A 14,639-nucleotide genomic window follows, 5' to 3' on the forward strand; every position below is an offset into this window, starting at 1 on the left:
GACCAATTGTTAATCTGTTGTTCGCTGCGGAATCGGACAGGATTATCACCCTGTTCGCTCCGATGCGTACAACATGATGTAACAATTGTCGGTACTACTTATTCAATTTATCCCAGATAATGAATCAGGGTTTGCCGTTGCATATCCGGAAGTTCCAAAAAATATTCCCGTTCGGCCATGTCTTCCAACTGATGGGCGTCGGAGCCATGAATAAACTGATAGTCTTTAAATAACCGGAAGTTTTTTTTGACATTGTCAAAGGTTTCTTTTCTTGAAACTTCGCAAGTTTTTATATCCAATTCCAGAGGAATAAAACCCAGCGATGAAATAAGACTGTAGGATTTTCGGTCAATATGAGCCGGGACCAGAATCCCGTCGAGATCGGAGACGATTTTCCAGAGCTGATCGACACTGATATCAGTGGCCGAAATCAGGAGCTTATCAACTTCACCGATGATCTGATCATTTTCGTCCATAATATATTGAGGTCCAAATAATTCTTTCTCATTCATGACATCTGGTAAATGCTGATAAATAATCGCATCCAGTTTCATGGCGGCTTCCAGGGTTGGCAGATAGGCCAGAATATGAGCTTCTTCTTTGGTCGTTACTTCGATTCCCGGGAGAATACAAAGTCCTTGTGCCATTTCTTTGGCCAGTTCTTTTGCCACAGCCATAATTGCTGGTAAATTTTTGGCGGTGTTATGATCAGTGACAGCGATAAAATCCAATTCTTTGATGAGGGCCATATTCACGATGTTATTAGGAGTCATCTCGGCTTCTCCACAAGGGGATAAAACGGAGTGTATATGAAGATCTATGGCTACCTTTTCCATTTTATACGCCGGCGTTTCCTAAAATTTTACAGACTTCGTAGGCGTTAAGACCAGTTGTGATAATCGGGATATCTTCAATGATGGCACGTTCCAGGGTGCTTTCTTCGACTTCGGCACCTTCTGGGATGATGACACAGGCCATTTCCAGAAGCGATGCCACGGCGATGATATTGACATGGGTCTGGATGGTAACCCAGGCACAGTCTTTACTGGCATTGGCCATGACCCAGCTTAATAAATCGCCGACATAGCCGCTTTTAATCACCCCTTCAATTCCTACCTGGGGATTGAGACACTTGAATTCTTTGTTTTCTAATAACTCACTAACCTTCATTCATATTCTCCTTTATATTATTGCATTGGCTAATCTTTTTTAATTAGAGGTTTTTCGGTAGGGTGTTCCACCTGTAAAAGTTCATTGGTTAAAACTGAGAGATCTCTGACCCGATCCCTCATGATAAAAACGCAGTCGATTTCTTTGGCTTTTCCGGCAACAATGTCTTCTGCCAGCGCCCGACAACCGGGCGAACCACAGGAACCGCAGTCCAGACCGGGAAGTTTTTCTTCCAGTAATTCTATTTGCCGCATTTTCTCAATTGCTTTATTAATATCCTGATCCAGGGGTTCGGGACTTCGGGGCAGAATCCGCTCTTTAATGTGCATCATCCCGGAATTATAAATACTTTTGACATAGTCGTCCGACATGTGCACTATGGATGTCTGTTTCATTGTTTTGGTCCGGTCCTGGATATACATTTTAGCGACATAATTATTTTCTACAGTCAGGCAACCACCGACGCAACCGCCGATGCAGGCCAGCCCTTCGAAAAACTCAATCGTATCCAGTTTGCCACATTCGATTTCTTCCAACACGTTGATAACATTTTGAATGCCATCAACATGGAGCACGTTTTTGTTTTTCAGGTAGTCACTTTCTCCGCCGGACAAGGCCCAGGTGCAGGATTCCGGCGTGGTATTATGGATCCCTTCCACGGTCGGACAGTTGCCGATCAAACTGGCAAGATCACTGTAAATATCTTTGATGGCAATGGCACCGTCAATCTGATCGTATTTGTCATACTCGCTGGACGCCGGATTGTTGACCATGGTGGCTTTTGCCGCGCAGGGGGTGATGAAAAAAACCCCAACTTCGCCATTTTTATAGACCCCTTCTTCTCTGATCCGTTTTCTGACCAGTCTGGCCGTCATCGCCATGGGCGATTTCAAGCGACAGATGTTATCGGTGAGTTCGGGAAAACGCACCTGAATCAGCTTGACAACCGCCGGACAGGCTGATGAAATCAGTGGTTTGGGATAACGTTTAGCATGGTACTCGTATTTCAGGGCCTGACCGACCACCTCAGCGCCATAGGCTACTTCCACTACTTCATCAAATCCCAGGGCTTTAACTGCCGAAAGGATCTGGGAAATCGAATACTTTGGTTTAAACTGGCCAATGATGGCCGGAGCCACCATGGCGACCGTGTACTTAAAGTTATCCTTCTTTGATAGTGGATCTGTTTTTGCCAGCTTGGCATGATGGGGACAGATTCGAATACACTCGCCGCAATCAATGCATTTGGACTCATTGATAATCGCCTTGCCGCCCCGAACCCGAATGGCTCCGGTGGGACAGCTTCTGAGACAGGTTGTACATCCCAGACATTTTTCCTCATCAAGGTATACAGAATGAAGTAATTTTTCCATATGTCACCCTTCTTCCTGTTTATACTAAAAATTTCATGACAATTTTTGTTCCCTCTCCAATTTTTGAGGAGATTTGAAAATTGTCGGCGTTGTTTTTCATATTAGGCAAGCCCATTCCAGCGCCAAAACCCATTTGTCGGACTTCTTCCCCGGCAGTCGACCAGCCTGCTGTCATGGCCAGGTCGATATTGGCAATACCTGGCCCGGTATCTTCGATGGTAAGAACCAGTTCCTCTTCGCCCACTTCTAAAATGATTTTTCCACCTGCTGAATGGATGGCTAAATTCATTTCTCCTTCATAACCGGCAATGGACACTTTTCGGATCACCTTATTGGACACCCCCAATTGCTGGAGAGTCCGTTTAATTTTTCGCGAGGCTTCGCCGGCAGTGTCAAAATCGCCCCGTTCGACATCAAAGACGAGTTCGTAACTCATCTAAGGTGGGCTCCTTTAAGACCATTTTTATAGAGAATGCCGCAGCATTCGAAAAGAATGTACCTGGTGGACATAACCAGAAGATTACGTTCTTTGGCGATGTCGATCATCTCCTGACTTGGCATTTTGTTTCTGACAAAGATAATACTGTTCATATTTGCCATATCGGCGGTGTTCAGCACTTGTTTGTTGACAAGACCGGTGAGTAGAATGGCATCTTCTTTGGCAAAGCACAAGACATCACTCATGAGATCACAGCCAAATCCAGACTGCACTTCTTCATCAAGATGGCTCTCGCCTGATAAAACAACTGCATCGAGAAGGTCTCTAACTCGTCTTAATTTCATCGAACATTCTCCTTTATTTATACTTGCTTCTATCATTGTAAAGGATTTCTTGCTCTATTAGCAAGGTCTTTAGTTACTTTTTTGAAATTATTTGTGTATTCTTACAGATTTATTTTATGGTATGGGGCCCCCAACGACTTTAAGAGGTTTTCTTCATCATCATCACAGGTAAAGAGAATGACTTGACGTTCACTGCTGAGTTCTGAGAGCAATTTAAGGGCTTGGGTTTTTCGCTTTTTGTCGTACCTCACAAAAGGTTCATCGAGAATAAAGGGCATCTCATGACTGATGATGTCGCTGATTCCATAGCGGAAAGCAAAATGAACCTGATCCATGGTGCCGGCACTTAATTGTTCCGCATCTTTAAAATCACCGCCGCCAGGATCCACCACTTTGAGTTTCATCGCTTCATCAATTTTTACCCCTTTATAATGCTGGGTGATAGTCTCCAGGATTTTCCCGATATTTTTGTTCAGTTCCGGGGCCGACTCCAGATGGCTGTCTTTCTGGACCGTTTCCAGAACTTCCAGAGCGGCGTTACAGGCTTTAATTTCAGTATCAAAGGCCTGAATTTGCGCATCCAGCGATTTAATAGTCTCCTGAATTTCCACCGGTAGACCGATCCCATCGGTCAGGGCACTGTTTTCACCTTCCAGTCTGGCGATTTCTTTGCCCAGGTTTAACAGCTCTTCGGATTTTGGTGAGGCTTTCTGCCACACCGACTGTCCGTCATCTGTTTTTCCGCCGTTGACGGTTTCCAACAGATTCTCCAACAGCCGCAGGTTTCCGTTAAAACGGATTTTCAGTTCTTCCAGCTGCTGACCTTTTTCGCACCGTTCTTCATAATCGGCGATGTTTGGGACCTGAAATTCGGCTAGTTTTTTGTCGAGTTCCCGCATGATCCCCCGGCGCTGTTCAAAGAGCACCTCATACCCGGCCTGATGACGGGAATGCTGAACAATAATCAGTTCACATTCGTTTTGCAGCTGTTCCAGTTCTTTCTGGTTTCTAACTGCTTTTTTGTAGAAGCTGTCAAAACTGGGGCCATCTTTCAAGTTATACTTGGCCAGTATTTCTTCCTGAACCGAGATTAATTGTTTTTCGTTTAAAATTCGCCGCTTTTTAAGGGTTGCCGAAATGCCGAAGCTTAAACCGACGACGCCGACAATTGCCAACGTCACCCCAACGGTTAATGACAGGTTTTCAATTCCCTGACTGGTTCCCATCAAACCCATATTGGCCAGTCCGACCAGTCCCATCCCCAGCAGGGTTACCAACGTCGCAATGATATTAATAATAATATTTGACTTCGTATCGACTGCTTCCACTTCATCCTGGTCTTTTTTGAAAGCTTCGTAGTCTTCAGCAATATTATCCAGGGCATGTCCCGCCAGAGATTTGCGCTTGGATGCTTCTTTCTGGCGGATTGTTTTTAAATGTTCCGAGGCGTCGGCCATTTCCTTTTCGATGTAGTCCATCTGATCGCTGAGACGACCGACCTGATTCGAAATCGCTTTTAAGCCTTCCAGGGTCTTGTAGTTGTAGCCTTCGTAGATCTGGTCTTCTCTGATTATTTTTGACAGGCGATTGTTTTCTTTTTCCAGTTTGTTTATTTTTTCATAGGACTGTAGCAGTTCTTTTTTTCGCTTGACGACGGATTCCTGGCTCAGATAGTCATTTTCAGCTTCAATGCGCTTCATCTTTCTTTGATTTCGGGTGATCATTTCCTGGTTTTCAGCTACCTTGGCATAGGCGGCCTCGGCTTCTTTTAACAGTTCCTGGAGTTCATCCCGTTCTCTGATCGCCGTACCGATTCTTGATTTACTCTGGCCGGAACGGCCGATATTGTTCTTTTTTTCTTCCAGCCGTCTGGCAATACCCTTGAAATTAATCTCGATGCCGCTGGAATTCTGCATCTCAATGTAGGAATCCCGGACTTCATCCTGGCTGCCGGACTCGTTATCATGAACGGTCTGGCGCATATTGACGGTATTATTGTAAATGACCGAGGTCATACCCTGGTTTCCCAGGGGCAGATGCTGGCGAATGACGCCATCATATTTAAATTGATCATTAATTATTTTGCCGGTGGTATTATCATAAATAAACAACGAGTCTTTGGCTCTTAAAAAATTCCGTTCCAGCCGGATTTCCCGGCCGTCGGTCTCATAAACCAGAGAACCACTGTAGTCGAATTGGCTCCAGGGCATATATTTTTCGTATTCTTCACTGTAGGTTTTCTTTTTTCGGTAGGGTTTGTAAAACCCGAAAAACATTCCTTGGATAAAGGTCTGAACCGTTGTTTTACCAGCTTCGTTGGTGCCATAAACCAGATTAAGTCCCGGTTCCAGCTGAATGGTCTCGTCTTTGAATTTTCCAAAGGCTTTGATTGTCAAGGTTTTAATTCTCATTTTAAAACCCCCTCGCTGATCATCGCTTCGATGCTGTAGATGATCGCTTTTTTGCGGACTTCGGGTTCTGCTATGTTTTCCAGTTCGCTGAGGATCTGACCGATGGGATTGTTTTTATTTTCGCGAATCAGCAGGTCCAGATCAATATCGGGTTCCAGTTTGGAAATGTCTGTTTCAATGTAATAAAAAGACTCTTCCAGATCATCGTTGATCCAATCCATTTGTATTTCCGGGTTGATGTAACCGGTAAAACGGATGCGGTAGTAATTCTGCTGGCGATTTGTTTCGGTATCGCAGCTGATGGCTTTTTCGATGATCGCATGGTAGGAATCTTCCGGGGAAATCTGAATCTCCATGGTTTCATATTTTCTTGATTCAATGGGATTAAATCCACTGCTGGTAAGATAGGTCTGGTTTTCATAATCGATTGTTACCTGCGAAATTAAAAAACCCCGTTCACCGGTTTCGCCAAAATTCAGAGGCACCGGTGATCCGCAATAAGCAACTCCCCCGGGGGTCAGCCCCGGTTTGTGGATGTGTCCCAGGGCAATAAAATCGAACCCCTTTTTTTCTATCAATCTTAAATCAATCGGCAGATAGAGGCTTTGATTGGTTACTTCGCCGTGAGCCATCAAGATGTTATAGCGGGTATCATCCAGCTTAATACTGTTAAAGGAGCGCTCGGGAAAGGCCCGGTACTCGTTTTTAACCCAGGACATGCCGAATATTTCGGTGTTTAGCTCTTTTATATAAACGGAGCGGAACACATCTTCTTTAAAGATGTAGACATTGCTGGACCACTCAACTTTTTTATAGGGCGAGCTGTCCCCGTGATAATCATGGTTTCCAGTGATAATAACCACCCAGGTTTTGTCCAGACTGGCCAATCCTTCGGCCACTCTTTTTATATCCATGGAGAGTACATTGACACTATCAAATAAATCACCGGCAATGAGTAAAAGCGGAACGGCTTCTTCTTTGACATAGGCAATCATCTCGTCAAAGGCTTTCCATAATTCTTTTCTTTTATTTTTGCCGTAGTAGTTTCCTTGCTGTTGAAAGGTAAAGGGGCGACCTAAATGAAAATCACCTGTATGAACAAAGGTTGTCAGCATCCTCTTTGCCTCCTGATCTATAAATTTTTCACATATTATCTTCTAACTGATTTTTCATTATAACATCTTTTGACAAATGTTACATTTAAATTTTATTAGAATTGATCAGTTTATCTGTTTCAAGGAGTTGAAAAAGGGTAGGAGTCAAGGAAAATGCCTGCATGGCGGTTCTTACTTCGGTTAGGGCCTGGGCTTTTCTTTTTTCGGTTGAGCGGGTCTTTTTGGCTCGGATCAGGATGTTTTTGGGGGTGTGGGCCAGATCGACGAATTCCAGCAGCTGGACCTTGTAGCCGCAGGCTTCGAGGAGACTGCCGCGGATGGCATCGGTAATCAAAGCGGCGGTTCTTTCTTTAACGATGCCATATTTTGTCAACAGGCTCAGTTCTGCGGTTTCCATCTGAGCGTTTAGCTCATGCTGGCAGCAGGGTACCGAAAAAATCAACTTGGCATTCCATTTTATAGCATTGTACAGAGCAAAATCGGTGGCGGTATCACAGGCGTGAAGGGTGATGATCATATCAACCGGAAACTCGGCCTCATAGGCATCGATGTTCCCCAGTTCAAAGGTCAGACGATCGTAACCATATTTTTGGGCACTGGCATTGCAGCGTTCAATGACATCGCTCTTTAAATCCAGGCCCACCATTTTCACCTTGATGTTTTTAATTTCGGTCAGGTAATAATACAGAATAAAGGTCAGATAAGACTTGCCACAGCCAAAGTCGATGACATTAAGCTGGGCCCCAGGATCCAGATTTTTAATTTCATCGTCGATGATTTCCACAAAACGGTTGATCTGCCGAAATTTATCGTACATCGTCTTCACCACCTTGCCTTCTTTGGTGAAGATCCCCATATCCACCAGCGGTGCGATAATGACGCCTTCCTGAAGGATGTAGTTTTTTTCGCGGTTGTGGCTTATGGCTTTTGCCGGGGCTTCCTTGACGGCTTTTTTAGTCATCGTACTTTTTCCTTTTTTGCTGATTTGGATAATATATTCGAACCGATCATCCCAGGCGTTGTATTGCTGAAAATCATGTTCTAATGACTGCGTGATGAATTCTCTAAGCTGACCGGATACCAGATTTTCATTAAACACCTGGGTGGCGGTAAATTTTTCCAGATGGTATGCTTGATTTATTTGACTGATGACAATTTTTTTGTAATCACTTGTTTTTGATCTTGGTTTACTTAGGATGACTTTATATACGTTTAAATTAAAGCAAGCTTCAACCGCTGTTATTAAACTGTTCATTTTTTACCTCGTTTTTTTCTTCTTTTTAATATCCTATCATGCTTTGCACCGAAATTACAGATCGTTTTGATCTTTATTTGTTTTAATTAAATAGAAAAAAATACCGGAAGTATCCATTTGGATAGCTCCGGTATTTAAAACTGTAGTCATTGTACTAACGTAGTACCGATAATTGTTACATCATGTTTTATGCACCCATAAACATGGCCATGTCAGCATCAACTGAATCGATACCACCGATACCAAAGGTATCGATCAGGACATTGGCGACATTGGCGGATAAGAAGGCCGGTAAGGTTGGTCCCAGATGGATGTTTTTGACACCCAGGTGCAGCAGGGCCAGTAGCACGATGACTGCTTTTTGTTCATACCAGGCGATATTGTAGGCAATCGGCAACTCGTTGATATCGTTAAGCTCAAAGACCTCTTTCAACTTCAGAGCGATCAGCGCTAAGGAGTATGAATCGTTGCACTGTCCGGCATCCAGCAGTCGGGGAATGCCGCCGATGTCGCCCAGCTCCAGCTTATTGTAACGGTATTTGGCACAACCAGCGGTTAAAATTACGGTATCTTTTGGCAGTTTTTCAGCAAATTCAGTGTAATAATCCCGGGATTTCATGCGACCGTCACAGCCGGCCATGACAAAGAATTTTTTAATGGCGCCGGATTTAACCGCATCGACGACCTTATCGGCCAGGGCAAAAACCTGTTCATGGGCAAAACCGCCGACAATTTTTCCGGTTTCGATTTCGGTTGGGGCCTTTAAGCGTTTAGCCATTTCGACAATTTTCGAAAAGTCCTTTTTGCCGTTAGCATCCGCTTCAATATGGGTACAGCCAGGATGGCCGGATGCTCCAGTAGTGAAAATTCGGCTCCGGACTTCGTCACTTTTGGGAGGCACAATACAATTAGTAGTAAACAGAATCGGGCCATTGAAGGATTCAAACTCTTCGAGCTGTTTCCACCAGGCGTTCCCGTAGTTCCCGACAAAGTTATCATATTTCTTGAAGGCCGGGTAGTAATGGGCCGGTAGCATTTCACTGTGGGTATAGACATCAACGCCGGACCCTTTGGTCTGTTCCAATAATTGCTCCAGATCGGTTAAGTCATGACCGGAAATTAGAATAGCGGGATTCTTTTTAACCCCAATATTAACTTCGGTGATTTCCGGGTTGCCATATTTTCCGGTGTTGGCACCATCCAGCAGGGCCATGGCGGTAACACCAAACTGGCCGGTTTTTAAGGTCAGGGCGACCAGATCATCGGCGGTCAGCTTGTCATTGAGCGTCGCGGCCATGGCTTCATAGATAAAACCATATAAGCTCAGGTCTTCTTTACCAAGATTGAGGGCATGCTCGGCATAGGCGGCCAGTCCCTTAACACCGTAGGTAATCAGTTCTCGTAATGAACGGACATCTTCGTTTGCCGTCGCCAGGACCCCTACACTTGCGGCTTTTTTGATCATTTCCGCTTTTGTAGCGGTTTCAAATCGAGCGGCATCATGCAATGCTGAGACATTTATTTTTTTGCCATTTTGCTCTTTTTTTAAGCCCAACAGCTTCTGGAAAAAGCCGGGTGAATTCTTTTTATTGGCAGCATCTACCATATCTTTTAACTGATTTCTCAGGGTGGTCATTTTCTTTATTTCTTTGACAAAGGCATCGGCATCAAAGTTGGCATTAGTGATGGTCATAAACAGACTTTTTAGCACCTCATGGTTGACATCCCCCAATTCTTTTGCTTCCAGTTCGCCTTTAACGACGATTTCTGAAATCCCTTTGACGGTATAGATCAGCAGATCCTGAAGTTTGGCAACCTCTTCACTTTTCCCACAAACTCCTTTGACACTGCATCCTTTTCCTTTGGCCGCTTCCTGACACTGATAACAAAACATACTCATCGTATTGTCCTCCTGAAATTTAATTTGTATTCTTAACGATTATCTTAAAATCAACTGGTATCACTACCGCGTTTGTATGTTGCTATTATATCTGGGCCTCGAGTTTAAAGCCGTTGCAAATGCAACGGCTTTAATTTTTTTTAATTATTACGAAAAATAAAAAACACCTTCCGGTGTTTTTACTCGCTTTTTTTATCGTCTGTCTGGATATTCTTATTTTTGTAGAAAATACAGCCGGTTTCTTTATATGGATTTTTTAATACATCCATGTCGGGACATCGTCCGCTGACATTAAAGGTACAGTTTAAATAAGAACACGTATTTTTTTCTGTTGATTCCATTTGGCTCTCCTCTTTAGTTTTACACCCAAGGTGTTCTTAATAATTTTAATTGCGTGTAATTATACCAGTTGGTTAACCAATACTCAAGCGCTCAGTGCGCTTTAATTATTGCCGACGATTAATAAAACCATCGGTTAAGTAAACCGCTCTTTGTGGAAACAGATTAACTTATTTTTTGATTTTGAAACATAAGACGAACGATACGTCTCAAAAAATAAAACCGCTGTAAACAGCGGTTAAAAAATTCTGATATGGTGCTCCCTCAGAGACTCGAACTCTGGACACCCTGATTAAGAGTCAGGTGCTCTAGCCAACTGAGCTAAGGGAGCAATAGTGGTGCCGAAGGCGGGACTCGAACCCGCACGTGATCACTCACAACGGATTTTGAGTCCGTCACGTCTGCCAATTCCATCACTTCGGCGTAAAAAATTAGTTTATTTAATTGTGGAAATTGTACTCCTAATACGATAGAGATAACTAAGCGATTCACTCCAAATCAAAGATTTGGGTTCTCTGCTTATGCCAATTCCATCACTTCGGCGTAAAAAATTAGTTTATTTAATTGTGGAAATTGTACTCCTAATACGATAGAGATAACTAAGCGATTCACTCCAAATCAAAGATTTGGGTTCTCTGCTTATGCCAATTCCATCACTTCGGCGTAAAAAATTAGTTTATTGATATCATGCCCACAGGACACTGTCATAAATAATAACACAGCTTAAAAAGAATTTCAATCATTTTTTTTAATTTTAAATTATTTTCTAAAAATGAAAACACGACAAAATATTATCTTGTTTTTTTTTATTTATGGGGTACTATAAGTTAATACTGGATTGGTTATTAACAAAGAATCTAATGGCCCTTCCGAAAATCATATTTCCAGAAAGCAAGGTGAAGTGATGAGCATGTTTGAAAACCATAAAACAATCGCTTATAAGGAATTCAGAGAATTTGTGAATGAGTCTGTTCTTGAGTTGATCAAGAAAACAAAAGATAAAAAATGCAACGGCTGTATTGATTTTGTATTTGATGAAGAAACCTCCACGGGGCATTGCGAGGCACTTGAAACCACCTGGCCTGTTAAAAACCCCGATGCGGTCCAACGACTGACCGATTGCTATATTTGCGATCTGAAAGCCATGAAATAATAAATTGTAGCACCGATCATCAGATCGGTGTATTTTTTTCCTGATTTTCTCCGTCATAATTTCATCTCTTATTATGCATCTTTGGCATTATTTAAATATTGAAGGCTTCTTTTATTTTCTGACAACACGCTTCCGCGGTCCAGGTTTCGGTAGAAATCTGAAAATCACAGACATCATAATACTCCTGCCGTTCGGCTAGCATTTGCCGGATTCGCAACAGCGGATCTTCACACTTGAGCAACGGTCTGGTCGTATCATCTTTTACACGTCCGTAGATGGTTTCCGGCTGGGCTGATAAACTGACCACAAAGGCCTTCTCTGCCAACAATTTCCGATTCCTTTTAAATAGAATAATTCCGCCACCGGTAGACAGGACAATATTTTCCATGGTCAACGCCTTTTTTAAGGCCTCATGTTCGGCATCACGGAAGGCATCTTCGCCCAGCTGAGCAAAAATGTCCGCTATTTTCATGCCCATGTCTGCTTCCACCATGGCATCGGTATCCAAATAATCATATTCCAGCTCCCGGGCCAGCAGCGGACCGATGGTGGATTTTCCGGTGGCCATAAAACCAATCAAAGCAATGCATTTTTTTTTGTCTTTTTCACTTTTCATTTTATTCTATCCCTTCTATTCCTTTCTCCAGTAATTTTTTCCCAACCGCCGGATCTGGAAAAATTTCGGTCCATAATTCAAATGCCAGCAGTCCCTGATACAAAAGCATATCCAAACCATTTTGGGTTTTGGCGCCAATTGCGTTGGCGTCTTTCATCAATTGCGTCACCGCTGGACTGTAAATCATATCATAAACCAATAACTCTTTTTTTAGCAGCTCTTTGGGAAGCGGTGATTGTAGGGCAGTATCGGCCATCCCCAGACTGGTTCCGTTAACCACCACCGTTGCCTCGTCGACGGCTTTTTTCAGGGCTTCGGGTGTCATCCCTATGGCTTGTGCTTGCCCTGGCCAGCCTTCATTAATCTGGTTTACCAGCTCTTCTGCTTTCGCTACGGTGCGATTGGCAATGATAACTTTTTTGATGCCCCAATCAGCCAACGCCATGGCTACTGACTTAACGGCGCCTCCGCATCCTAAGATCAGAATGGTTAATTCATCTTTGGGGATTTCGATTTTTGATTCAATCGATTTAATAAAGCCAAATCCGTCGGTATTGTAGCCCACCATTTTTCCGTCCCGGAAAACCACCGTATTGACCGCTCCGATTTTTTCGGCTAAGGGATCCAAACGATCCAGAACTTTCATAATCTCCATTTTATGGGGTTTGGTAATATTAAACCCGCCAAAATTCATCAGTCTGAATCCATCCACCAGTTTTTCCAAATCCTCCGACTTAACCGCAATGGGCAAGTAAAGAGCGTCAACGCCGACTTCTTTGAATAATCCGTTATGGAGTTGGGGAGATAAGCTCTGGGCAATGGGGTCGCCGATGACGGCATATATTTTAGTAGTAACTGAAATTTTCATTCACTGGACTCCTTAAATTTTATGGCTTTATCTGCATTGTAACACAGGTTGAATGGCTGGTAAATAATCACCAACGGCCTTCTTCTGATTTTTTTATTATTATGCATTTAATTGTATAAAGTCTTTGCGGCTCACCATTCCTGTGTTATAATTTCAAAGGAAAATGAAAAGAACGGAGGAAATGTTTTGGACAGTCGAAGAATTATACAAGTGGAGGAAAAGGTGCCATTGAAGATGCTCGTACCGTTAAGCTTGCAGCATATGTTTGCAATGTTTGGTGCATCTGTTTTAGTGCCCTTCCTCTTTGGAATCAACCCGGCCATCGTACTCTTTATGAATGGCGTGGGGACGTTATTATTTATGGTCATCACCAAGGGCAAGGCACCGGCTTATCTGGGTTCCAGTTTTGCCTTTTTAGCTCCGGCCGGCATTGTTATCGCCACCTGGGGGTATTCTTATGCACTCGGCGGTTTTGTGGTTGTCGGTTTATGCGGCTGCATCCTGGCCGGTATTATTTATAAGTTCGGGATTGAGTGGATCAACGTAGTGCTCCCTCCGGCGGCCATGGGCCCGGTCGTCGCGCTGATTGGTCTGGAATTGGCCGGCACGGCTGCCAGCACCGCTGGCATTATCAGCAGCACCAGTTATGTCCTCGATGAAGCTTCCGGCCTTTATGAACAGGCGGTCACCGCCATCGTTCCGGAAAATGTCATAGTTTTTCTGGTAACTCTGGGCTTTGCAGTTTTTGGATCGGTTATGTTCCGAAAATTTCTGGCGGTTATTCCGATTCTGATCGCTATTGTGGCGGGTTATATCACCGCCCTGATTACTGGCGTGGTTGGTCCGGCGACCTTTGAAGCCGTAGCTGCGGCGCCCTGGTTTTCATTGCCGAACTTCCAGTTCCCGCAGTTTAATTTAGAAGCAATTATTATCATTTTACCCGTGCTGCTGGTTATTGCTTCAGAGCACATTGGCCATCAGATTGTCACCAGCAAGGTCGTCGGACGGGATCTTTTAAAAGATCCGGGTTTACACCGCTCTTTGTTTGCGGACAATTTTTCCACCATGTTATCAGGTTTTATTGGGTCCGTCCCAACCACCACCTATGGTGAAAATATCGGTGTTATGGCCGTAACCAAGGTATACTCCGTTCAAGTTATCGCCGGAGCAGCAATTATCTCAATAATTTGCTCGTTTGTCGGTAAATTATCGATGCTGATCTCCACCATTCCCGGACCGGTCATCGGCGGGATTTCCTTCCTTTTATATGGGATGATCGGTGCTGCCGGTATCCGTATTCTGGTTGATGCCCAGGTCGATTATGGAAAATCCCGTAATCTGGCCCTGACCTCAGTGGTCTTTGTGGTCGGATTATCTGGCATTGCCGTGACCTTTGGCAGTATTCAACTCAAAGGCATGGTTCTAGCTGCCGTAGTCGGGATGATTCTTAGTCTGATCTTCTTTGTCCTGGACAAACTGAACCTGACCAATGACCGGGAAGAAGAACATCCTTATGACCAACCTTAAATCGCTACCTAACTGATGGATGCGGGCGGGTACTACCCGCCCGAACCTCACAAAAAAGAATAGCATAAACCTAGTACCGACAATTGTTATATCATGTTGTACGCATCGGAGCGGACACGGCAGAGCCTG

14 protein-coding genes and 2 tRNA genes are annotated in these 14,639 nt (G+C 43.8%); 2 read left to right on the forward strand and 14 right to left on the reverse strand.

Going from position 1 to position 14,639, the window contains the following annotated elements; genetic code table 11:
• Positions 1–107: 107 nt before the first annotated feature.
• The 12 genes from ABGU93_RS05690 to ABGU93_RS05745 form a co-directional block, all read right to left on the reverse strand.
• On the reverse strand, positions 108–836 hold the full coding sequence (locus tag ABGU93_RS05690; protein WP_347412519.1) for a PHP domain-containing protein: 729 nt from the start codon (positions 834–836) through the stop codon (positions 108–110).
• 1 nt (position 837) lies between these two features.
• Positions 838–1,170 (reverse strand): AraC family transcriptional regulator, encoded by a 333-nt coding sequence (locus ABGU93_RS05695; protein ID WP_347412520.1) that lies wholly within the window; start codon positions 1,168–1,170, stop codon positions 838–840.
• A 29-nt stretch (positions 1,171–1,199) separates the two neighbouring features.
• On the reverse strand, positions 1,200–2,543 hold the full coding sequence (locus tag ABGU93_RS05700) for a [Fe-Fe] hydrogenase large subunit C-terminal domain-containing protein (protein WP_347412521.1): 1,344 nt from the start codon (positions 2,541–2,543) through the stop codon (positions 1,200–1,202).
• A gap of 19 nt (positions 2,544–2,562) precedes the next feature.
• Entirely contained in the window at positions 2,563–2,979 is a 417-nt protein-coding gene (locus tag ABGU93_RS05705; RefSeq protein WP_347412522.1) for an ATP-binding protein, read from the reverse strand.
• Positions 2,976–3,326, reverse strand: a complete 351-nt coding sequence (locus ABGU93_RS05710) for a hypothetical protein (RefSeq protein WP_347412523.1) — start codon at positions 3,324–3,326, stop codon at positions 2,976–2,978. The genes ABGU93_RS05705 and ABGU93_RS05710 overlap by 4 nt, the downstream gene beginning before the upstream one ends.
• Positions 3,327–3,427: 101 nt before the next feature.
• Complete coding sequence (locus tag ABGU93_RS05715; RefSeq protein ID WP_347412524.1) at positions 3,428–5,737, reverse strand: AAA family ATPase; 2,310 nt, start codon at positions 5,735–5,737, stop codon at positions 3,428–3,430.
• Positions 5,734–6,852, reverse strand: coding sequence for a DNA repair exonuclease (locus ABGU93_RS05720; RefSeq protein ID WP_347412525.1), 1,119 nt, complete (start codon positions 6,850–6,852; stop codon positions 5,734–5,736). The genes ABGU93_RS05715 and ABGU93_RS05720 overlap by 4 nt, the downstream gene beginning before the upstream one ends.
• Before the next feature lie 85 nt (positions 6,853–6,937).
• On the reverse strand, positions 6,938–8,107 hold the full coding sequence (locus ABGU93_RS05725; RefSeq protein WP_347412526.1) for an SAM-dependent methyltransferase: 1,170 nt from the start codon (positions 8,105–8,107) through the stop codon (positions 6,938–6,940).
• A gap of 187 nt (positions 8,108–8,294) precedes the next feature.
• Complete coding sequence (hcp, locus tag ABGU93_RS05730; protein ID WP_347412527.1) at positions 8,295–10,007, reverse strand: hydroxylamine reductase; 1,713 nt, start codon at positions 10,005–10,007, stop codon at positions 8,295–8,297.
• A 179-nt stretch (positions 10,008–10,186) separates the two neighbouring features.
• A complete protein-coding gene (locus tag ABGU93_RS05735; protein ID WP_347412528.1) occupies positions 10,187–10,348 on the reverse strand; it encodes a hypothetical protein in 162 nt (53 codons plus the stop codon).
• A 252-nt stretch (positions 10,349–10,600) separates the two neighbouring features.
• Positions 10,601–10,677 (reverse strand) — tRNA-Lys (locus ABGU93_RS05740).
• 5 nt (positions 10,678–10,682) lie between these two features.
• A tRNA-Leu gene (locus ABGU93_RS05745) sits at positions 10,683–10,769 on the reverse strand.
• Positions 10,770–11,250: 481 nt separating this feature from the next.
• Between ABGU93_RS05745 and ABGU93_RS05750 the strand changes: the two genes are divergently transcribed.
• A complete protein-coding gene (locus ABGU93_RS05750) occupies positions 11,251–11,499 on the forward strand; it encodes a hypothetical protein (protein ID WP_070370029.1) in 249 nt (82 codons plus the stop codon).
• Positions 11,500–11,590: 91 nt separating this feature from the next.
• Here the strand turns inward: ABGU93_RS05750 and ABGU93_RS05755 are convergent, their stop codons facing one another.
• Both ABGU93_RS05755 and aroE read right to left on the reverse strand, forming a co-directional pair.
• The gene (locus ABGU93_RS05755) at positions 11,591–12,115 is read right to left on the reverse strand and encodes a shikimate kinase (protein WP_347412529.1); all 525 of its coding nucleotides are present in this window, start codon (positions 12,113–12,115) and stop codon (positions 11,591–11,593) included.
• Position 12,116: 1 nt separating this feature from the next.
• Positions 12,117–12,983, reverse strand: coding sequence for a shikimate dehydrogenase (gene aroE, locus ABGU93_RS05760; RefSeq protein ID WP_347412530.1), 867 nt, complete (start codon positions 12,981–12,983; stop codon positions 12,117–12,119).
• 186 nt (positions 12,984–13,169) lie between these two features.
• On the opposite strand from aroE, the gene uraA reads away from it, so the two are divergent.
• The gene (uraA, locus tag ABGU93_RS05765; RefSeq protein WP_347412531.1) at positions 13,170–14,510 is read left to right on the forward strand and encodes a uracil permease; all 1,341 of its coding nucleotides are present in this window, start codon (positions 13,170–13,172) and stop codon (positions 14,508–14,510) included.
• Positions 14,511–14,639 lie beyond the last annotated feature (129 nt).

The organism is Acetobacterium sp. (genome assembly GCF_039830195.1).
Lineage (GTDB): Bacteria > Bacillota > Clostridia > Eubacteriales > Eubacteriaceae > Acetobacterium.